Source organism: Ferrovibrio terrae (genome assembly GCF_943371255.1).
Taxonomy (GTDB): domain Bacteria; phylum Pseudomonadota; class Alphaproteobacteria; order Ferrovibrionales; family Ferrovibrionaceae; genus Ferrovibrio; species Ferrovibrio terrae_B.
The window spans coordinates 19,606-37,056 of sequence record NZ_CALRUC010000021.1 but is presented as its reverse complement, the minus strand read 5'-3'; the positions used below and the strand labels follow the sequence as shown (position 1 = coordinate 37,056).

Sequence of the window (17,451 nt, the reverse complement as noted above, 5' to 3'; positions counted from 1 at the left end):
CATGTATGTGGCAGTCAAAGGCGGCGAGGCCGCCATCGGCAATGCGCATCAGCTGCTGGCCGAGGATCGCCGCGGCGATCCGGGCGTACCGGAACTGAGCGTGGCACAGATCCGCGAGCAGCTGAGCTTCAGTGTAGACCGCGTGATGACCGAGGGTTCGGTCTATGACCCCGATCTTGCCGCCCTGGCGCTGAAACAGGCGCGCGGCGACCAGGTGGAGGCGATCTTCCTGCTGCGCGCCTATCGCACGACCTTGCCGCGCCTCGCCGTGTCGCGGCCGATCGATACCGGCAGCATGCAGGTGTCGCGCCGCATCTCCTCCTGCTTCAAGGATCTGCCGGGCGGCCAGCTGCTCGGGCCGACCTTTGACTACACCCATCGCCTGCTCGATTTCGCGCTGGAAGCCGGCGGCGCCGTGCCGCCGGCCGAAGGCCGTGGCGCATTGGCCGCGCATCTGCCGCAGGTGGTCGACCTGCTCAATGCCGAGGGGCTGATCGAACGCGAGCTGCCCGATGCCGAGGCGGCGCCGGTCGGCGACCTGACGCGCGAGCCGCTGATGTTCCCCGCCGGCCGTGACGTGCGCCTGCAGACGCTGGCGCGCGCCGACGAGGGCTATCTGCTGGCGCTGGGCTATTCCACCCAGCGCGGCTATGCCAAGTCGCATCCCTTCGTGGGCGAGATCCGCTCCGGCGAAGTGGGTGTCGAGATCGATATCCCGGAGCTGGGCTTTGCCGTCGATATCGGCGACATCACCGTCACCGAATGCCAGATGATCAACCAGTTCAAGGGTTCGAAAACCGAGGCGCCGAAATTCACCCGCGGCTATGGCCTGGCCTTTGGCTATTCCGAGCGCAAGGCGATGGCGATGTCGCTGGTCGACCGCGCGCTGCGCGCCGAGGAACTGGGCGAGGATATCACCGCGCCGGCGCAGGATGCCGAATTCGTGCTCTACCACGCCGATAACGTCGAGGCCTCGGGCTTCGTGCAGCATCTGAAACTGCCGCATCACGTTGATTTCCAGGCCGAGCTGACCCTGGTGCGCACCATGCGGGCCGAGATCGCGGCCGCCAACGAGCAACAGGCCGAACTGGCGGAGGCCGCACAATGAACACGCAGTATCAGACCGGCGCCACCCAGGTGACTGCTACTTTGGCCGGCTACAACTTCGGCTTCCTGGACGAGCAGACCAAGCGCATGCTGCGCCGCGCGATCCTGAAAGCGGTGGCGATTCCGGGCTACCAGGTGCCGTTCGGCAGCCGCGAGATGCCGCTGCCCTATGGCTGGGGCACCGGCGGCATGCAGGTGACGGCCGCCGTGATCGGTGCCAAGGATGTGCTGAAGGTGATCGACCAGGGCGCCGATGACACGACGAATGCCGTGTCGATCCGCCGTTTCTTCGTGCGCATGACCAATGTCGCCACCACCGAGAAGACCCGTGAGGCGACTCTGATCCAGACCCGCCACCGGGTGCCGGAGACGCCGCTGTCGGAAGGCCAGATCCTGGTCTACCAGGTGCCGATCCCGGAACCCCTGCGCTGGCTCGAGCCGCGCGAGACCGAGACGCGCAAGATGCATGCCCTGAGCGAATATGGCGTCATGCATGTGAAGCTGTATGAGGATATCGCCCAGCATGGCCATATCTCCACGGCCTACGACTACCCGGTTCTGGTGAACGGCCGCTACCTGATGCGCTGCTCGCCGATCCCGAAATTCGATACGCCAAAGCTGCATATGAATGCCGCCCTGCAATTGTTCGGCGCCGGCCGCGAAAAGCGCATCTATGCCGTGCCGCCCTACACGGAGGTCAAGCCGCTCGATTTCGAGGATCACCCCTTCGAGATCGAACGCTGGCCGGAAGACTGCGCGCTGTGCGGCGCCCATGACAGCTTCCTGGATGAAGTGATTCTCGACGACAAGGGCGGCCGCATGTTCGTCTGCTCCGATACCGACTATTGCGGCGAGCGCCGCGAGGCGGGTCATACCGGCCGCATGAGCGCGCCCTACAAGGATGAGGCAGCGGAATGAACCTCGATCAGACGCCCCTGCTCAGTGTCGAGACCCTGAACAAGAGCTTCGGCCGCCAGATGGCCTGCCGCGACGTATCGTTCGAGTTGTGGCCCGGTGAGGTGCTGGGCATCGTCGGCGAGTCCGGTTCGGGCAAGTCGACGCTGCTGAATGCCATTGCCGGCCGGCTCACGGTCGATAGCGGCAAGGTGCTGTATCGCGCCGGCGATGACCGCATTGTCGACCTGGCCTCGGCCTCGGAGGCGCAGCGCCGCCACCTGATGCGCACCGAATGGGGCTTCGTGCAGCAGCATGCCCGCGACGGCCTGCGCATGACCTTCTCGGCCGGCGCCAATATCGGCGAGCGGCTGATGGCGCTGGGCGACAAGCATTACGGCACGCTGCGCGACACGGCGCTGGACTGGCTGCAGGCCGTCGAGATCGCGCCCGAACGCATCGACGACCTGCCGCGGACTTTTTCTGGCGGCATGCAGCAGCGCCTGCAGATCGCCCGCAACCTGGTGACGCGGCCGCGCATCGTGCTGATGGACGAGCCGACCGGCGGACTGGATGTGTCGGTGCAGGCGCGCCTGCTCGACCTGATCCGCCGGCTGGTGCAGGAGCATAACGTCGCCTGCATCGTGGTGACACATGATCTGGGCGTCGCCCGCCTGCTGGCGCATCGCCTGATGGTGATGCGGCGCGGCCAGGTGGTGGAGGCCGGCCTGACCGACCAGTTGCTCGATGATCCGCAGCATGCCTATACCCAGCTGCTGGTCTCCTCCGTGCTGAGCGTGTGAGGCTGTCATGGACATGATCCGCGTCGAAAATCTCGACAAGACCTTCACCCTGCATCTGCGCGGCGGCATCGCCCTGCCGGTGTTGCGCAACACCGGCTTCAGTGTCGAAACCGGTGAATGCGTTACGTTGCACGGGCCTTCGGGCGCCGGAAAATCCACCCTGCTGCGCTCGATCTATGGCAACTATCGGCCGCAGGCGGGCCGCATCCTGATCCGCCATGACGGCGAGATGGTGGATATCGTGAATGCCCAGCCGCGCGTGGTGCTGGATATCCGCAAGCGCACGCTGGGCTATGTCACGCAGTTCCTGCGCGTGATCCCGCGCGTGCCGACGCTGGATATCGTGGCCGAGCCGCTGCTGGCGCGCGGCGCCGGACTGGACGCCTCGCGCGCCCGCGCGGCCGAACTGCTGACCCGGCTGCAGATCGCCGAGAAGATGTGGGATCTGCCGCCGGCGACCTTTTCGGGTGGCGAGCAGCAGCGCATCAACATCGCGCGCGGCTTCTGCGCCGATTATCCGATCCTGCTGCTGGACGAGCCGACCGCCTCGCTGGACGAGGCGAACCGCAAAATTGTCATAAACCTCATAGATGATGCACGGCAGCGCGGGACAGCCATCGTGGCCATCGTGCATGATGCCGATACCCGCGCCGCCATCACCACCCGCCTGTTGCCTTTGCAAAGCCATGGAGTTGCGGCATGACTGCCGATCTTGTTGTGACCAATGCCCGTATCGTCGGGCGCAAGGATGAAATCGCCGCCGGCAGCCTGCTGGCGCGCGAGGGCGTGATTGCCGATATTTCCACCGGCCCCTCGGCTGTCGGCGGCATCGAGGATTTCAACGGCGACTACCTGCTGCCCGGCCTGGTGGAGCTGCATACCGACAATCTGGAAAAGCATTTCGCCCCGCGGCCGGGCGTGCGCTGGCCGGCCAAGCTGGCGGTGATCAACCACGATGCCCAGGTGGCGGCGGCCGGCATCACCACGGTGATGGATGCGGTGGCGGTCGGCGATGTGCGCGACGGCGCCGTGCGCATGGAAATCCTGCGCGAGATGATCGCCGCCATCGAGAGTTCCCAGAAGGACGGCATGCTGCGCGCCGAGCATCTGCTGCATCTGCGCTGCGAAGTGTCGTTCAAGGATCTGATGGGCCTGGTCGAGCCGATGTCGAATTTGAGCTGGCTCAAGCTGGTTTCGATCATGGATCACACGCCGGGCCAGCGGCAGTTCGTCAAGCCCGAGAAGTATCGCCAGTATTACCAGGGCAAGTTCGGCCTTTCGGACGAGGCGATGGACAAGTTCATGCATGAGCAGATCACCAATGCCGCCGCCAACGGCGAGCGCAACCGCCGTGCGGTGGTCGAGCTGTGCCGGGCCAAGGGGTTGCCGCTGGCCAGCCATGACGATGCCACCGCCGAGCATGTCGCCGAGGCGGCGGCCGATGGCATGGTGGTGGCGGAATTCCCCACCACCCATGAGGCGGCCAAGCTGTCGCGCGAGCATGGCATGAAGGTGATGATGGGCGGACCCAACGTGGTGCGCGGCGGCTCGCATTCGGGCAACATCTCGGCGCGGTCGCTGGCCGAGGCCGGCGAGCTGGACATCATCTCGTCGGATTACGTGCCGAGCAGCATGCTGCAGTCGGCCTTCCTGGTACCCGAGCAGGTGCCGCAGATCAGCCTGCCGCAGGCGATTGCCATGGTCTCGGCCAATCCGGCCGATGCGGTCGGCCTGACCGACCGTGGCGCCATCGAGACCGGCAAGCGTGCCGACCTGCTGCGCGTCGCCATGATCGACAATACCCCGGTGGTACGCGCCGTATGGCGCGGCGGCCGGCGGGTGATGTAGGTTGCTCACCATGCAGATCGTCGACCAGATCATCGTGTTGCTGGAAAAGGCCGGTGCCGACCGTTACGGCATGGAGGCTGTCAGCCAGCTGGAGCATGCCCTGCAATGCGCCATGCATGCCGAGCGCATGGGTTCGACGCCGGAACTGATCACGGCATCGCTGCTGCATGACATCGGCCACCTGGTGGGCGATGGCGACGAGGGCGCTGCCGAACGTGGTATCGATGCCGGGCATGAGCATCTGGCCGCCGACTGGCTGGAACGGTATTTCCCGCCTGCCGTGGTGGCGCCGGTGCGCCTGCATGTCGATGCCAAGCGTTATCTCTGCCAGGCCGAGGCGCATTACTGGGCCGGGCTGTCGCCGGCCTCGAAGACCAGCCTGGAAGTCCAGGGCGGCATCTACAGCGAGGCCGAGGCTGCCGGCTTTATCGCCCAGCCTTTCGCTGCCGATGCGGTATTGCTGCGGCGCTGGGACGATGCGGCGAAGACGCCCAATCTGAAAACGCCGGATCTGGCCCATTACCGGCCGATTGTGGCTGCCGCGCTGAAGGGCGCTGCCTGATCCGATGACCGTATCGCAAGGTCGCCTGGTTCTGGTGACGGGACCGAGCGGCGTCGGCAAGGACAGCCTGCTGGACGGTGCGCATGCCGCTTTGCGCGACCGCGCGGATATCGTTTTTCCGCGCCGGGTGGTGACGCGCGCGCCCGGCCTGGGCGGTGAAGATTATATCGCGGTCTCCGAGGCTGATTTTGCCGCCATGGCGGCGCGCGGCGATTTCGCCCTGCACTGGCCGGCCCATGGCCTGCATTATGGCATTCCGGCCAGCATCGATGCGGATCTGGCCGCCGGCCGGCAGGTGGTGGTGAATGTGTCGCGCGCGGTGATCGACGCGGCACGGCTGAAATATCCAGGCCTGCTGGTGCTGGCAATCAATGCCTCGCCCGATGTGCTGCGCAAACGCCTGCAGGCGCGCGGCCGCGAAACGGCTGACGAGATCGAGGAGCGGCTGCAGCGCGCGGCAGCCTACCGGCTGGATGGCCCCGATGTGGTGCAGCTGAACAACGATGGCCCGCTGGCCGAGGGCATCGCCGCTTTTGTCGGCCTGCTGGAAAAGTGCGGCTGATCCGGCATACTGGGCTTCCCGCCTCCGGAGCCCGCCATGGATACCCTGCTGCCGCTGTTCAGCATCATTGTCGCCATCGCGCTCGGCGCGATCAGCCCCGGGCCCAGCTTCGTGCTGGTGGCGCGTACCGCCATTGCCGGCTCACGTCGCGCCGGCCTGGGCACTGCGCTGGGCATGGGACTCGGCGGGCTCACCTTTGCCAGCCTGGCTTTGCTCGGCCTGATCGCACTGCTGGCGCAGGTGGCCTGGCTCTATCTTGGCCTCAAGATCGCCGGCGGCCTGTATCTGCTCTATCTGGCCTGGCGCCTGTGGCGCGGCGCCAGCGAACCGCTCACGGTCGATACATCGGGTGCAACAGCCGGTGCCGGTTTCGGCCGTGCCGTGCTGGTCGGGCTGTTCACCCAGCTGAGCAATCCGAAAACTGCCGTGGTCTATGCCGGTATTTTTGCGGCCCTGCTGCCGCAGGAGATGCCGCTCTGGCTGGCGCTCACGCTTCCGGCGGCGATCTTCTGTGTTGAATTCGGCTGGTATGCCCTGGTGGCCACGGCCTTTTCGGCCGGCGGGCCGCGTCGGGCCTATCTGGGCGCCAAGGGCTGGCTCGACCGGATGGCCGGCGGGGTGATGGCCGCTCTCGGCATTCGGCTGATTGTCGAGAGTGTGCGCGGCTAGCCGCCGAACGCGTAGCGCCCGGCGATGCGGAACGGTGCGCCCGGCTCGCCCTGCACGAAGAGGCAGAGATCGTCCAGTTCGACATCCCGGCGGGTGAAGGCGGCCGTCTGTTCGGTCAGATGCGCCAGCACGGCGGCGCGCTCGGCCTCGTCTGCGATCCGGCCGGTCAGCGTGAAATGCAGGCGGAATTCCTCCAGCACGTAAGGATAGCCCCAGTCGCGCAGATACTGCTCCTGCCGCTCACTCAGGCCGGCGGCGCGGCGGCGGGCCAGCTCCTGTTCCGATGGCGGTGCGCGGAAGCGGTCGAAGTCGCGGACGCAATCGGCGGCGAGCTGGTCCAGCGCCGGCATCGGCGTGGCGGGGCGCAGGGCCAGGAAGCTGCCCAGTGCAGCCATCTTCAGCGGTACGTGCAGCGGCTCGCGGCTCTCAGCGAAGCGCTCCAGCGCCATGATCAGCTGGGCCTCGTCAAAACCGTCCGCCAGATAGAACGGCGGCTTCAGTGTGCCGTGGAAACCGTATTGCCGCGGGTCGGCGGTCAGCGCGGCAATGCGCGCGGCCGGCAGGCCGGCGGCGGGCTGCGGCGGCGGGGTTTCGCCGGTCTCCGGGTCCCAGCCCAGCCACTGGGCGGCAAAGCGGTGCAGCGGGTGGTCTGCCGGCGGGGCGGTATACAGAGCGAAACGGGGCGCCATGCTGTCCTAGATGAATGTGCAGGTGGTCCTGTGGGTAACCTGATATCCGGTTAACGCGCCGGGGATTTCACCCCGCCGTCGCGGAACCGCAATCGAACTGTCATCTGGCGTTGCTATAGGCCCTTCCGTATCGCGGAAACAGAGGGGAATCGCATGCGCGCCGCCATCGAGATCGCCCATCTATCGAAAACTTTCAAGACGGGCAAGCGCGCGCTCGATAACGTCAGTCTTACCATCCAGCCGGGTGAGATCGTTGCCCTGATCGGAGCCTCGGGTTCGGGCAAGTCCACCCTGCTGCGCCATATCGCCGGCCTGATGCCGGGCGACCGCGATGACAAGTCGCAGATTGCCGTGGATGGCCGCATGGTGCAGGCCGCCGGCCGCATCGGCAAGGGCATCCGCGAAACCCGCGCCGGCATCGGCTTCATCTTCCAGCAGTTCAACCTGGTCGGCCGCATGTCGGTGCTGACCAATGTGCTGGCCGGCAATCTGGGCCGCATGCCGCTGTGGCGCACCATGCTGAAGCTGTTCACCGACGACCAGCGCCGCATCGCCGTGGCTGCACTCGACCGCGTCGGCATCGCGCCCTGCGCTTTCCAGCGCGCCTCCACGCTTTCGGGCGGCCAGCAGCAGCGCGCCGCCATCGCGCGCGCCCTGGTGCAGCAGGCGCGCGTGATCCTGGCCGACGAGCCGATCGCCTCGCTCGATCCGGAATCTTCGCGCCGTGTGATGGCCGCGCTGGCCGATATCAACCGCGCCGATGCGGTCACCGTCGTCGTCTCGCTGCATCAGGTCGATTTCGCCCTGAAATACTGCCGCCGTGTCGTCGCCCTGCGCGATGGCAAGGTGATGTATGACGGCCCCGCCGCCGCGGTCACCGCAGCCCTGCTGCGCGGCATCTACGGCGAGCAGACCGATCTCGATTTCGGCACGCTGGGCGAGGGCAACCTGCCCGAGGCCACGCTGCCGGAGCCGGCCGACGACAACCAGCCGCTCATCGAAGGCACCGCACGCGTGGTGCCGCGCCTGCAGAGCCTGCTGGCCTGAAATTTCACGCGTTCTTTTGCAAACCAATCGGGAGATTGACCATGCTTCGTCGCACCTTCCTCGCCTCTGCCGTCGCCGTCGCGGCGCTGGCTGGCGCCTCTGCCGCACAGGCCCAGACCCTGAAAGAACTGAATTTCGGCATCATCTCGACCGAGTCGAGTTCAAATCTGAAAACCATCTGGCAGCCTTTCCTGGCCGATATGGAAAAGCAGCTCGGCATGAAGGTGAATGGCTTCTTCGCTCCTGATTACGCCGGCATCATCGAAGGCATGCGTTTCAACAAGGTGCAGATCGCTTGGTATGGCAATGCCTCCGCCATGCAGGCGGTCGATCGCGCCGAAGGCGAGGTCTTTGTGCAGACGGTCGCATCTGATGGCGCACCGGGCTACTGGTCGCTGCTGCTGGTGCATAAAGACAGCCCGATCAAGTCGTTTGAAGACCTGCTCAAGACCCCGGGCAAGTACAGCTTCGGCAACGGCGATCCGAATTCGACCTCGGGTTTCCTGGTGCCGAGCTACTACGCCTGGGGCCAGAACAATATCGATCCGCGCAAGCATTTCACCCGCATGACCAGCGGCGGCCATGAGACGAATTCCCTGGCGGTTGCCAACAAGCAGGTCGATGTCGCCACCGGCAACACCGAGAACATGGATCGCCTGCAGAAAACCGCACCCGACAAGGCCGCGCAGATTCGCGTGCTGTGGAAGTCGCCGCTGATCCCGTCCGACCCGATCGTCTGGCGCAAGGATCTGTCTGATGCCGACAAGAAAAAGATCAAGACCTTTTTCCTCAGCTACGGTACCCAGCAGTCGGGCAAGAGCGCCGAGCAGCTGGCCGGCGAGCAGAAGGTTCTGAAGGACCTGCAATGGGCACCGTTCAAGGAGTCGAGCAACAAGCAACTGCTGCCGATCCGCCAGCTCGCCCTGTTCCGCGACAAGCTGAAGCTGGAAGGCGATGTCAACATGGCTGCTGACGAGAAGGCGAAGAAGATCGCCGAGATCGAGGCCAAGCTGGCGGAGTTGAACAAGCAGATCGGGTCGTAAAATCCACGGGGCGGTCTTCACGGCCGCCCCGCTCCCGTTTTCCTGAGGATATCACCATGTCTGCCACCACTGCTGTCGTCCGCGAATACCCCATCCATCCGCCCAAGACCGGGGCGAAGACATCGCTGGGCCGCCTGCTGGTGTATGGCCTGATCCTGGCGATGCTGGTGTGGTCGTATCGTGGCGCGGAGATCGCACCGCTGAAGCTGGTGACCGATGCCGGCAACATGGCGACCTTTCTTGGCGACTTCTTCCCGCCGGATTTCCATGAATGGCGGTATTATCTGGACGAACTGATCGTCACGCTGCATATCGCTATCTGGGGCACCGTGCTGGCGGTGATCTGCGCTGTGCCGCTCAGCCTGCTGGCGGCTTCCAATATTGCACCGGTCTGGGTTTACCAGCCGGTGCGGCGCGTGCTGGATGCGCTGCGCTCGATCAACGAAATGGTTTTCGCAATGCTGTTCGTGGTCGCGGTCGGCCTCGGGCCGTTCGCCGGTGCGCTGGCCCTGTGGCTGCACACCACCGGCACGCTGGCCAAGCTGTTCTCCGAGGCTGTTGAGGCGATCGACCCGCAGCCGGTGGAAGGCATCCGCGCCACCGGCGCCAATGCGCTGGAGGAGATCGTCTACGGCGTGATCCCGCAGGTGATGCCGCTCTGGGTGTCGTACTCGCTCTATCGTTTCGAGGCCAATGTCCGTTCCGCCTCGGTGGTCGGCATGGTCGGCGCTGGCGGCATCGGCGTGGTGTTGTGGGAGGTGATACGCGGTTTCCGTTTCGACCAGACCTGCGCGGTGATGATCATGATCGTGCTGCTGGTCAGCGCGGTTGACCTGCTCTCCGCCCGCATCCGCAAAGTGCTGATCTAGGTTGCTGCTCATCGGCCCAAAAAAAAGCCCGCCATCCGGCGGGCTTTTTCATGACGTGATCCTGGCGCGTATCAGTGGCGCAGGGCCGGGCGCGGCTTCGCCGCCTCATGGCGCTGCCAGGCGACGGGATGCGAGGCCTGCAGCTGCGGCTCGCGGGCGGTCGTCGTCTCGCTCTTGCGCGCGGTCAGGCGCGCACGCGCCTTGGCGAGGGCTTCCTGGGTCATATACAGCAGCAGGGTATTGGTCAGCATATCGGTCGCCTCCGTCTTTCTTCGGGCGCGGAAAAAATCATTCAGAATCACGTCTAACAGGGGCCAATCCTGCGGGCCAAGGACCAATCTGTGTTCGTAATCTTGTGTCCTCAATCACACCCGCCATCATCACGGCGGCGGCAAAGCCAGTATCAGCCCGCGCTGTGCCAGACATCAGCCCGCGCTGTGCCAGATCCCGTCAGTCATCCGGCAGGCCATGCCGTAACTCCGCTCATCCTGCCCGGCAATTGTGGCAAGAGCTTGGTATTCACGGCAGAACTTGCCGTCGCGCTCAAAGGTGCGCAGCGGGGTGATGGCATAGGCGGGCCCGCCATATTCGGCTTTGGCGGCGCCATACCAGCGTACCGCCGCGCGATCCGGTGCAAATTCCAGGATGCGGGCCACGCAGGCCTGGTCGATCTGGTCCATGCTGCGGCCGATCGAGGTACCGGTCAGCAGGTTGCGGCCCAGACTGGCACTGTCGCGGCTGGCATCGCGCATGAGTTTGCCGCGCTCGCAGATGCCGCGATCAATCCCATAGGGTCCGCCATACATGGCATAGGGGGTAGCCGTGTTCCGGCTGCTGACAGACTGCGTTCCGCTTATCGGCGATGCGCCTGTCGAGGTTTTTAGCGGATCAGCCATCGTCGCCCCGGATAACACCGAGGCGACGATGGCAGCGGCCAGGCCGAGGGTGGGTCGGCGACCGGGCCGCGGCGCGGCAGTGGAGGGGGTGCTCCACCACGGGGTTGAGGCAGGCATGACGCGCCGCTCCGCTAAACTCAACTCATCAACTCAATCTACTTGCGACCGTTGCTCTTCTCATTGGAGTCAACGATCAGGCCACCGGCCGTGCCCGCAGCCGCACCGATCAGTGCGCCTGCGACCGTATGGCCGGTCAGTAAACCGATACCCGCACCGGCCGCGGCACCAATGGCGCCACCGGACACAGCGCGCTGCTGCGTGTTGTTCATGTTGCTGCAGCCCATCGCAACGAAACCCGTCAATGCCAGGGCGACGATCGTCGATTTTTTCATCGAATCCTCCGTCTCTAGCGCTGCAAGGTTTTCCGCTTGCCGGGTTACCGGCGATTGGTCTGGGGAGGCGGGAGACCTTGCTTCGTCGCCAACAATTGGCGATCGGAGTTTATTCGGCAATGAGTATTTGGGCGCGTCCCGGTTTTATTGCGGACATCACAAGTATACCCTCTTTACATCACAGGTTTATCACAGGAATTACTATCGCCTTTACTTCGTTGAGATTGGTAGTTGTATTGAAACCGCTCAAATATTGGAATTTCGAGATTCATTGTGTCTTTTACACGCCGCCGGCCTTGCGTATCGTCTCGGGCATGCCGAATCGCAGCCTTCGATATTTCGCACTGGCTGTCCTGATGCTGCCGGTCCTGCTGGCTGGCTGCGAATGGGCACGGCTGGCATCGCCGCCGGCACCGCCGCCCGTGCAAGAGCCGGCACCGCCGCCGCCGGTGGACGCGCCGGCGCCGCCGCGCGCAACGGCACCGCTGCCAACACGCAAACCTGCGCAACCTGCAGCACCCGCCGCACCGGTGCCGGCCACGCAAGAGCCGATGGCACGACCGCCCGTGGTGGTGGGCCTCAATCGCGACATGCTGATCCAGCAATTCGGAGCGCCGGCCGCCGAGCATGAGGCGCCGCCGGCGCGCGTGCTGGAATTCGGCAAAGACGACTGCCGGCTGGCGGCCTATCTGTATTTCGACACCAGCCGCAATGATTTCTATACCCTGCAATACGAGGTCAATGGCCTGCCTGCGCCGCATGCCGCCGTCGACCAGTGCCTCTCAAGGATCGCCCGCGATGCCAGCCGCCGCTGATGCCCTGCTGATTGCCGTCGTCGATGACGACGACCTGTTCCGCGACACGATTTCGGCCAATCTGCGCGAGGCCGGCTACCGCGCCATCACCTTCGACAATGGCCCGGCGCTGATCGACTGGTTCGCCAAGGGCAACCGTTCGGCCGCTCTGCTGCTCGACTGGCAGATGCCGGTGCAGGATGGCCCCACCACACTGGAGCAGCTGCGCAACGCCGGTCATGGCATCCCGGTGATTTTCCTGACCGGCCTGAACCAGCCGATCTTCGAGGAGAAGGGGCTCAAGCTCGGCGCCGTGGATTTCGTCGACAAGAGCAAGAGTTTCGCCATCATCCTGCAGCGCCTGCGGATCGCGCTCGCCGCCAAGGCACCGGCGGCTGGCGAGGCCACGACCACCACGGTGGAGGGCGGCCTGTTGCTGGATGTCGCCAGCGCGCGGGCCGCCTGGAATAACGCCCAGGTCGATCTCACCCATGGCGAGTTCAAGGTGGTGCAGCTGCTGGCCCAGCGCGTCGGCCGCGATGTCGGTTATCGCGAGATCTACGATGCCGTGCGCGGTGCCGGCTTCGAGGCCGGCCAGGGTCCGGAAGGCTATCGCGCCAATGTGCGTGCTATGGTGAAGCGCATCCGCCAGAAATTCCGCGATCTCGATCCGGAATTCGACGCGATCGAAACCTATCCCGGCTTCGGCTATCGCTGGCGTCATGGCTGATACAGCCGCCCAGCTGCATCGGGTCTGGCGTTCGCTGACGGCGCGCGCGCTGATCGTGCTGGCGCTGTTCATTGCCCTGCCGGTGGTTCTGTACCTCACCTTCCGGCAGGCGGATATCGACCGCCAGCGCCTGTTGCTGGAGAGCATTCGCGTCAAGGGGCTGACGGTAGGCCGCGTGCTGGAAGACCGCCTGCAGCGTGCCGACATGATCCCGCTGTTCCGGCTGGGCGAAGAGCTGTCGCGCTTCCAGACTGAAGGCGTCAGCCTGCGCCTGCTGTTCCGCCCGCATGACAGCGCGCCCGATGCCGGTTTTCTGTATGTCGCCTCGGCGCCGCCGGTGATGCCGGCGGATCTGGAGGCCGAACGCGCCCGGCTGGATGCCACCGGCGTGCTGGCGCAACTGGGCGAGTCCTGCGCCGGCGACCTGCCGCTGGCTCTGCGGGTCGAGCGTTCGGATCGGGTGTCGGAGCTGATCACCTCGCTGACGCCGGTACGCACGGCGCGCGGTTGCTGGGTGCTGGTGATTTCCAGCAACCTGGCCGATGCGGCGGAGCAGCGGCTGGGGCAGCCCTACTGGCGCGCGCCGGAAGTGCAGGTGGCTGCCGCCATCTATCTGATCTTCGCCTTCGTCGTGCTGGTGATCGCTTTCGATATCGGCCATGGCCTGCGCCGCTTTGCCGCCACCGCGCGTGCGGTGGCCGAGCGCCGCATCGAGGGGCGCTTTGCCCAGCGCAACCAGATCCCGGAACTGGAACCGGTGGCCAATGCCTTTGATCGCATGGAAGATTCCCTGCGTGCCACGGCCAGCGAATTACGCGCCGCCGCCGAAGAAAGCGCGCATGCCTTCAAGACACCGCTCGGCACTATCCGCCAGGCCATGGTGCCGTTGCGCAGCCGGGTTGCCGCCGACGACAAGCGCTGTCAGCAGGCGCTGATGGCGGTGGATGGCGCCCTGGAGAAACTTGACGCGCTGGTGCGGGCTGCCCGCCATCTGGATGATGCGGTGGCCGACCGCCTCGATCCGCCGCGCGAGAAAGTCGATCTCGGTGCCCTGGTGGAGGATGTGGTCGATGCCTATGCCGCCGATGCGGCGGCGCGCGGCATCACCTTGCGCACCTCAATCGAATCCGAGGCCAGCGCGCCACTCGGTGGCCGCCTGATCGCCGATGCGCTGAGCCAGGTGATCGAGAACGCCCTGAGCTATGCGCCAGCCGGCAGCACGGCGACGGTGACGCTGCATCGCGGCACGCGTCGCGTGCTGATCGTGGTGGCGGATAACGGCCCCGGCGTCGAGGCAGCCTTGCTACCGCATATCTTCGATCGCCATGTGTCGTTCCGCGACCGCAACCGCCACGATCCCGGCACGGCGGCACCGGCCAATTTCGGCCTCGGTCTCTGGGTCGCCAAGCGCAACATGGAGGCAGTGGGCGGCACCATCGAGGCCGCCAATCGCCGCGGCGGCGGCTTTATCGTCACGCTCGGATTGCCGCTGGCGTAATTACAGGACCATGCTGTCGCGTTGGTGGCGGCGCCAGGCAAAGGCCAGCAGGCCGCCGCCGATCAGCAGCGCGAGCAGGCCCAGAACCCAGGTTGCCGCCACCGCCACTGCATTGGGAAACAGCAGCAGCAGCAGGCCGATCACCAGCAGCAGGATGCCGCCACGACTGAGTGGCCAGGCTGTGCCGACCTGCTTTTTCATTTGCAGGCTATGGGCGATGGCGATCAGGCCAAACAGTACCAGCCAGGCGGCCAGCACATAGATCAGCAGCGTCACCGTCACCTGCGGCCACAGCACGCTGATCAGGCCGATGGTGAGGCCGGCAATGCCGGTGGCCATCAGAATGCTCCTGCCGGCTTCGCCCGAGCGGTGGCGCAGGGCGAAGCCCAGCGTGATGGCGCCATCCATCAATGCATAGGCGCCAAACAGCATCACCAGCGCAGCCAGGCTGATACCCGGCCAGAAAATGGCGATCAAGCCGAAGACCAGGGCCGCCAGACCACGCAGCACGATCATCCACCAGAGGCGGCGCGGCATCGGCGCGGCGGCGCCCGGCGGCATGCGTTCGACCATGATGTGTTCCTGTTCCGGTTGAAGGATGGCACCCAATATAACAACAGGCACAATTGTTGTCGCGGCGCGGCCTGCGCGCTACCTTGTCGGCATGACCGATTTATCCGCTTTCATCGCCGGCCTGCCCAAGGCGGAGTTGCATGTCCATATCGAAGGCACCTTCGAGCCTGAGCTGATGTATGCGCTGGCGCAGCGCAACAAGGTGGCTTTTCCCTATGACTCGGTCGAGGCGCTGCGCGGCGCCTATCGCTTCGGCAACCTGCAGGATTTTCTCGATCTGTATTACCAGGGCATGAGCGTGCTGGTGACCGAGCAGGATTTTTACGACCTCGCCATGGCCTATTTCCGCCGCGCTGCTGCCCAGGCCGTGCGCCATGCCGAAATCTTTTTCGATCCGCAGGGCCATACCGAGCGCGGCGTGCCGTTCCAGACCATGATCGACGGGTTGTGGCGGGCGAAAGCCGATGCGGAAGCGCAGTTCGGCATGAGCATCAGCATGATCCTGTGCTTCCTGCGCCATCTGGATGAGGCGAGCGCGCTACGCACGCTGAACGAGGCCCTGCCCTGGCGTGACCGCTTCATCGGTGTTGGTCTTGATTCGTCTGAAAAAGGCCATCCGCCGTCGAAATTCCAGACCGTGTTCGCCCGTGCCCGTGGCATCGGCCTCAAGGCCGTGGCGCATGCCGGCGAGGAAGGGCCGCCGGAGTATGTGTGGGAAGCGCTCGACCTGCTGCAGGTACAACGCATCGACCATGGCAACCGCGCGCTGGAAGACGAGCGGCTGACCGCGCGGCTGGCGCGCGAGGCGATGCCGCTCACGGTCTGCCCGCTGTCGAACCTGCGGCTTTGCGTGGTGAACGACATGACCCGGCATCCGCTGCGCCGCATGCTGCAGGCCGGTCTGGTGGCGACGATCAATTCCGACGACCCGGCCTATTTCGGCGGCTATGTGAACGAGAATTACAGCGCGGTGCAGCAGGCGCTGGATCTGAGCCGCGACGAGATCGTGACGCTGGCGGCCAACAGTTTCCGCGCCGCCTTCATCGACAGGGCCGAGCAGCAGCGCCATCTTGGCGTCCTGACAGCCTACGCTGTCGGCTAGTTGCGTCGCCGGATTACCCCTTCGAGCTTGGTCGCCTCTGCGACCGTATTGGAAATTGTTCCGTATTTTCGGACATTCTGGTGGAGCAGTTCCAACCGGCGATCCGGCTCGTCCGTGTCGACGATCAGCTCATAGTCGATGGCGACCATTTTCGGCGGGCTGTCCTGCCGCTGGCCATGCAGACGTACCTCGACGCCACGCATTGAGAATTTCAGCATTGGGGCCACGCGCTCGATCCCTTTGATCATGCAGGCGGCAATGGCGGCCAGGAACAGCTCTGCAGGATTCAAGGCATCAGGGCGCCCTGCCATGCCGGTGTCCAGGGTGATTTGCGCGTCTTTGCAGTGCGCCACACTGCCGGCAGCATCGATCCGTGTCGCAGTAATCCTGTATTCCAGCATTAACGGCCGCCTTTGAGCGAGGAAGGGTGCCAGTTTGCCAGGTTGGCGCCCGGGCGCCTTGATATCGGTCAAGATGTGCCGTGCGCCATCTTCAGCAGCCAGTCGCGAAAGGCGCGCAGCACCGGATCGTTGCGACGGGCTTCGGGATAGAACAGGCAATAGGCCTGCTTGCTGCCGATGGTCTGCTCGAACGGCGCCACCAGGCTGCCATCCTTCAGTTCCGGCTCGACCAGGAAGCGCGGCACGATCGCAGCGCCCAGCCCCACCACGGCGGCCTGCACCACCATGGCGAACTGGCCATAGCGCGGGCCCAGCGTCACCTGCGGCGCGGCAATGCCTAAGGCGGCGAACCAGTCGCCCCAGGCCGATGGCCGTGTCGACTGCTGCAGCAGCGGCAGCTTGAACAGGTCTTCCGGCTTGCGCACGCGATGCTTCGCCAGCAGCTTTTTCGACGCCACCGGCACCAGCTCTTCCTCGATCAGGCGGTCGACCACGGCGCCGGGCCAGACCGGATCGCCGAACGAGATCGCCGCATCCAGCGGCTCGGCGGCAAAATCGAAGGTCTCGATCCGGGTCGGCAGGTTCACTGTGATCTGCGGATGTTTTGCTGCGAAGTCGGGCAGGCGCGGGATCAGCCAGCGCGTGCCGAAGGTGGGCAGGGTTGCGACCGAGAGAATGGCATTGCCGCTGCGCGCCGCCATGGTGTTCACGGTGGCGGTGCCGATGCGGCCCAGCGCATCCTGCAGCTCGCGCGCATAGGCGGCACCCGCGGGCGTGAGCACCACGCGCTGGCGGATGCGCTCGAACAGTGTCAGCCCCAGCAATTCCTCGAGCAGCTGCACCCGGCGGCTGATCGCCGCCTGGCTGACATTCAGCTCGGCGGCGGCAGCCGTGAAACTTTCATGGCGGGCGGCGGCCTCAAAGGCGGTAAGGGCCGAGAGCGGTGGCAGGAAACGGCGGGGAAGAGCCATA

Annotated in this window: 22 protein-coding genes; 15 read left to right on the top strand and 7 right to left on the bottom strand. The window is 65.2% G+C overall.

Annotated features, from left to right (window positions below):
- Position 1: 1 nt before the first annotated feature.
- Genes AAG799_RS07135 through AAG799_RS07100 form a run of 8 tightly spaced genes read left to right on the top strand, consistent with a single transcriptional unit; the run spans position 2 to position 6,445 of the window.
- Positions 2–1,108, top strand: coding sequence for a carbon-phosphorus lyase complex subunit PhnI (locus AAG799_RS07135; RefSeq protein WP_341895119.1), 1,107 nt, complete (start codon positions 2–4; stop codon positions 1,106–1,108).
- Positions 1,105–2,025 carry an alpha-D-ribose 1-methylphosphonate 5-phosphate C-P-lyase PhnJ gene (locus tag AAG799_RS07130; RefSeq protein ID WP_341895118.1) on the top strand — a complete coding sequence of 307 codons (921 nt, stop codon included), beginning with the start codon at positions 1,105–1,107 and terminating at the stop codon, positions 2,023–2,025. Before AAG799_RS07135 ends, AAG799_RS07130 begins: the two co-directional genes overlap by 4 nt.
- Positions 2,022–2,804, top strand: a complete 783-nt coding sequence (gene phnK / locus AAG799_RS07125) for a phosphonate C-P lyase system protein PhnK (protein WP_341895117.1) — start codon at positions 2,022–2,024, stop codon at positions 2,802–2,804. Before AAG799_RS07130 ends, phnK begins: the two co-directional genes overlap by 4 nt.
- Before the next feature lie 7 nt (positions 2,805–2,811).
- Positions 2,812–3,507 (top strand): phosphonate C-P lyase system protein PhnL, encoded by a 696-nt coding sequence (phnL, locus tag AAG799_RS07120; RefSeq protein ID WP_341895116.1) that lies wholly within the window; start codon positions 2,812–2,814, stop codon positions 3,505–3,507.
- The gene (locus tag AAG799_RS07115) at positions 3,504–4,652 is read left to right on the top strand and encodes an alpha-D-ribose 1-methylphosphonate 5-triphosphate diphosphatase (protein WP_341895115.1); all 1,149 of its coding nucleotides are present in this window, start codon (positions 3,504–3,506) and stop codon (positions 4,650–4,652) included. The genes phnL and AAG799_RS07115 overlap by 4 nt, the downstream gene beginning before the upstream one ends.
- A 10-nt stretch (positions 4,653–4,662) precedes the next feature.
- Complete coding sequence (locus AAG799_RS07110; protein ID WP_341895114.1) at positions 4,663–5,214, top strand: phosphonate degradation HD-domain oxygenase; 552 nt, start codon at positions 4,663–4,665, stop codon at positions 5,212–5,214.
- 4 nt (positions 5,215–5,218) lie between these two features.
- A complete protein-coding gene (gene phnN, locus AAG799_RS07105) occupies positions 5,219–5,776 on the top strand; it encodes a phosphonate metabolism protein/1,5-bisphosphokinase (PRPP-forming) PhnN (RefSeq protein ID WP_341895113.1) in 558 nt (185 codons plus the stop codon).
- Positions 5,777–5,812: 36 nt separating this feature from the next.
- Positions 5,813–6,445, top strand: a complete 633-nt coding sequence (locus tag AAG799_RS07100; RefSeq protein ID WP_341895112.1) for a LysE family transporter — start codon at positions 5,813–5,815, stop codon at positions 6,443–6,445.
- On the opposite strand, the gene AAG799_RS07095 is transcribed toward AAG799_RS07100, so the two are convergent.
- Positions 6,442–7,134, bottom strand: a complete 693-nt coding sequence (locus AAG799_RS07095; RefSeq protein ID WP_341895111.1) for a DUF1045 domain-containing protein — start codon at positions 7,132–7,134, stop codon at positions 6,442–6,444. The genes AAG799_RS07100 and AAG799_RS07095 overlap by 4 nt on opposite strands.
- A 153-nt stretch (positions 7,135–7,287) precedes the next feature.
- Here AAG799_RS07095 and phnC point away from each other — a divergent pair, with 153 nt between their 5' ends.
- From phnC to phnE, 3 genes are read left to right on the top strand one after another with little or no spacing between them, the layout of a single operon-like run.
- The gene (gene phnC / locus AAG799_RS07090; protein WP_341895110.1) at positions 7,288–8,181 is read left to right on the top strand and encodes a phosphonate ABC transporter ATP-binding protein; all 894 of its coding nucleotides are present in this window, start codon (positions 7,288–7,290) and stop codon (positions 8,179–8,181) included.
- A 41-nt stretch (positions 8,182–8,222) separates the two neighbouring features.
- The gene (phnD, locus tag AAG799_RS07085) at positions 8,223–9,224 is read left to right on the top strand and encodes a phosphonate ABC transporter substrate-binding protein (protein WP_341895109.1); all 1,002 of its coding nucleotides are present in this window, start codon (positions 8,223–8,225) and stop codon (positions 9,222–9,224) included.
- A 56-nt stretch (positions 9,225–9,280) separates the two neighbouring features.
- On the top strand, positions 9,281–10,093 hold the full coding sequence (gene phnE / locus AAG799_RS07080) for a phosphonate ABC transporter, permease protein PhnE (protein WP_341895108.1): 813 nt from the start codon (positions 9,281–9,283) through the stop codon (positions 10,091–10,093).
- A gap of 71 nt (positions 10,094–10,164) precedes the next feature.
- Here phnE and AAG799_RS07075 read toward each other — a convergent pair whose 3' ends face one another.
- From AAG799_RS07075 to AAG799_RS07065, 3 genes are all read right to left on the bottom strand, one after another.
- The gene (locus tag AAG799_RS07075; RefSeq protein ID WP_341895107.1) at positions 10,165–10,344 is read right to left on the bottom strand and encodes a hypothetical protein; all 180 of its coding nucleotides are present in this window, start codon (positions 10,342–10,344) and stop codon (positions 10,165–10,167) included.
- Between the two features lie 174 nt (positions 10,345–10,518).
- Positions 10,519–10,899, bottom strand: a complete 381-nt coding sequence (locus AAG799_RS07070; RefSeq protein ID WP_341895106.1) for a hypothetical protein — start codon at positions 10,897–10,899, stop codon at positions 10,519–10,521.
- 245 nt (positions 10,900–11,144) lie between these two features.
- A complete protein-coding gene (locus AAG799_RS07065) occupies positions 11,145–11,381 on the bottom strand; it encodes a YMGG-like glycine zipper-containing protein (protein WP_341895105.1) in 237 nt (78 codons plus the stop codon).
- 236 nt (positions 11,382–11,617) lie between these two features.
- Here AAG799_RS07065 and AAG799_RS07060 point away from each other — a divergent pair, with 236 nt between their 5' ends.
- The 3 genes from AAG799_RS07060 to AAG799_RS07050 are packed head-to-tail and all read left to right on the top strand — an operon-like array spanning position 11,618 to position 14,403.
- Positions 11,618–12,196: a hypothetical protein gene (locus AAG799_RS07060; RefSeq protein WP_341895104.1), complete on the top strand. Its 579-nt coding sequence runs from the start codon at positions 11,618–11,620 to the stop codon at positions 12,194–12,196.
- Complete coding sequence (locus AAG799_RS07055) at positions 12,180–12,905, top strand: response regulator transcription factor (protein ID WP_341895103.1); 726 nt, start codon at positions 12,180–12,182, stop codon at positions 12,903–12,905. The genes AAG799_RS07060 and AAG799_RS07055 overlap by 17 nt, the downstream gene beginning before the upstream one ends.
- Positions 12,898–14,403 (top strand): HAMP domain-containing sensor histidine kinase, encoded by a 1,506-nt coding sequence (locus tag AAG799_RS07050; protein ID WP_341895102.1) that lies wholly within the window; start codon positions 12,898–12,900, stop codon positions 14,401–14,403. The genes AAG799_RS07055 and AAG799_RS07050 overlap by 8 nt, the downstream gene beginning before the upstream one ends.
- Here AAG799_RS07050 and AAG799_RS07045 read toward each other — a convergent pair whose 3' ends face one another.
- Entirely contained in the window at positions 14,404–14,976 is a 573-nt protein-coding gene (locus tag AAG799_RS07045; RefSeq protein WP_341895101.1) for a DUF308 domain-containing protein, read from the bottom strand. It abuts the gene before it with no gap.
- A gap of 91 nt (positions 14,977–15,067) precedes the next feature.
- On the opposite strand from AAG799_RS07045, the gene AAG799_RS07040 reads away from it, so the two are divergent.
- A complete protein-coding gene (locus AAG799_RS07040; protein ID WP_341895100.1) occupies positions 15,068–16,078 on the top strand; it encodes an adenosine deaminase in 1,011 nt (336 codons plus the stop codon).
- On the opposite strand, the gene AAG799_RS07035 is transcribed toward AAG799_RS07040, so the two are convergent.
- Together AAG799_RS07035 and AAG799_RS07030 are read right to left on the bottom strand one after the other, a co-directional pair.
- The gene (locus AAG799_RS07035; RefSeq protein ID WP_341895099.1) at positions 16,075–16,551 is read right to left on the bottom strand and encodes an OsmC family protein; all 477 of its coding nucleotides are present in this window, start codon (positions 16,549–16,551) and stop codon (positions 16,075–16,077) included. The two genes, AAG799_RS07040 and AAG799_RS07035, sit on opposite strands and share 4 nt — an antisense overlap.
- Complete coding sequence (locus tag AAG799_RS07030; protein WP_341895098.1) at positions 16,548–17,450, bottom strand: LysR family transcriptional regulator; 903 nt, start codon at positions 17,448–17,450, stop codon at positions 16,548–16,550. Before AAG799_RS07030 ends, AAG799_RS07035 begins: the two co-directional genes overlap by 4 nt.
- Position 17,451 lies beyond the last annotated feature (1 nt).

What these genes read in the sequence shown, in the direction of transcription:
- AAG799_RS07135 (WP_341895119.1), top strand. Translation starts at nt 2, where the DNA reads ATGTATGTGGCAGTCAAAGGCGGCGAGGCCGCCATCGGCAATGCGCAT.
- AAG799_RS07130 (WP_341895118.1), top strand. Translation starts at nt 1,105, where the DNA reads ATGAACACGCAGTATCAGACCGGCGCCACCCAGGTGACTGCTACTTTG.
- phnK (WP_341895117.1), top strand. Translation starts at nt 2,022, where the DNA reads ATGAACCTCGATCAGACGCCCCTGCTCAGTGTCGAGACCCTGAACAAG.
- phnL (WP_341895116.1), top strand. Translation starts at nt 2,812, where the DNA reads ATGGACATGATCCGCGTCGAAAATCTCGACAAGACCTTCACCCTGCAT.
- AAG799_RS07115 (WP_341895115.1), top strand. Translation starts at nt 3,504, where the DNA reads ATGACTGCCGATCTTGTTGTGACCAATGCCCGTATCGTCGGGCGCAAG.
- AAG799_RS07110 (WP_341895114.1), top strand. Translation starts at nt 4,663, where the DNA reads ATGCAGATCGTCGACCAGATCATCGTGTTGCTGGAAAAGGCCGGTGCC.
- phnN (WP_341895113.1), top strand. Translation starts at nt 5,219, where the DNA reads ATGACCGTATCGCAAGGTCGCCTGGTTCTGGTGACGGGACCGAGCGGC.
- AAG799_RS07100 (WP_341895112.1), top strand. Translation starts at nt 5,813, where the DNA reads ATGGATACCCTGCTGCCGCTGTTCAGCATCATTGTCGCCATCGCGCTC.
- AAG799_RS07095 (WP_341895111.1), bottom strand. Translation starts at nt 7,134, where the DNA reads ATGGCGCCCCGTTTCGCTCTGTATACCGCCCCGCCGGCAGACCACCCG.
- phnC (WP_341895110.1), top strand. Translation starts at nt 7,288, where the DNA reads ATGCGCGCCGCCATCGAGATCGCCCATCTATCGAAAACTTTCAAGACG.
- phnD (WP_341895109.1), top strand. Translation starts at nt 8,223, where the DNA reads ATGCTTCGTCGCACCTTCCTCGCCTCTGCCGTCGCCGTCGCGGCGCTG.
- phnE (WP_341895108.1), top strand. Translation starts at nt 9,281, where the DNA reads ATGTCTGCCACCACTGCTGTCGTCCGCGAATACCCCATCCATCCGCCC.
- AAG799_RS07075 (WP_341895107.1), bottom strand. Translation starts at nt 10,344, where the DNA reads ATGCTGACCAATACCCTGCTGCTGTATATGACCCAGGAAGCCCTCGCC.
- AAG799_RS07070 (WP_341895106.1), bottom strand. Translation starts at nt 10,899, where the DNA reads ATGTATGGCGGACCCTATGGGATTGATCGCGGCATCTGCGAGCGCGGC.
- AAG799_RS07065 (WP_341895105.1), bottom strand. Translation starts at nt 11,381, where the DNA reads ATGAAAAAATCGACGATCGTCGCCCTGGCATTGACGGGTTTCGTTGCG.
- AAG799_RS07055 (WP_341895103.1), top strand. Translation starts at nt 12,180, where the DNA reads ATGCCAGCCGCCGCTGATGCCCTGCTGATTGCCGTCGTCGATGACGAC.
- AAG799_RS07050 (WP_341895102.1), top strand. Translation starts at nt 12,898, where the DNA reads ATGGCTGATACAGCCGCCCAGCTGCATCGGGTCTGGCGTTCGCTGACG.
- AAG799_RS07045 (WP_341895101.1), bottom strand. Translation starts at nt 14,976, where the DNA reads ATGGTCGAACGCATGCCGCCGGGCGCCGCCGCGCCGATGCCGCGCCGC.
- AAG799_RS07040 (WP_341895100.1), top strand. Translation starts at nt 15,068, where the DNA reads ATGACCGATTTATCCGCTTTCATCGCCGGCCTGCCCAAGGCGGAGTTG.
- AAG799_RS07030 (WP_341895098.1), bottom strand. Translation starts at nt 17,450, where the DNA reads ATGGCTCTTCCCCGCCGTTTCCTGCCACCGCTCTCGGCCCTTACCGCC.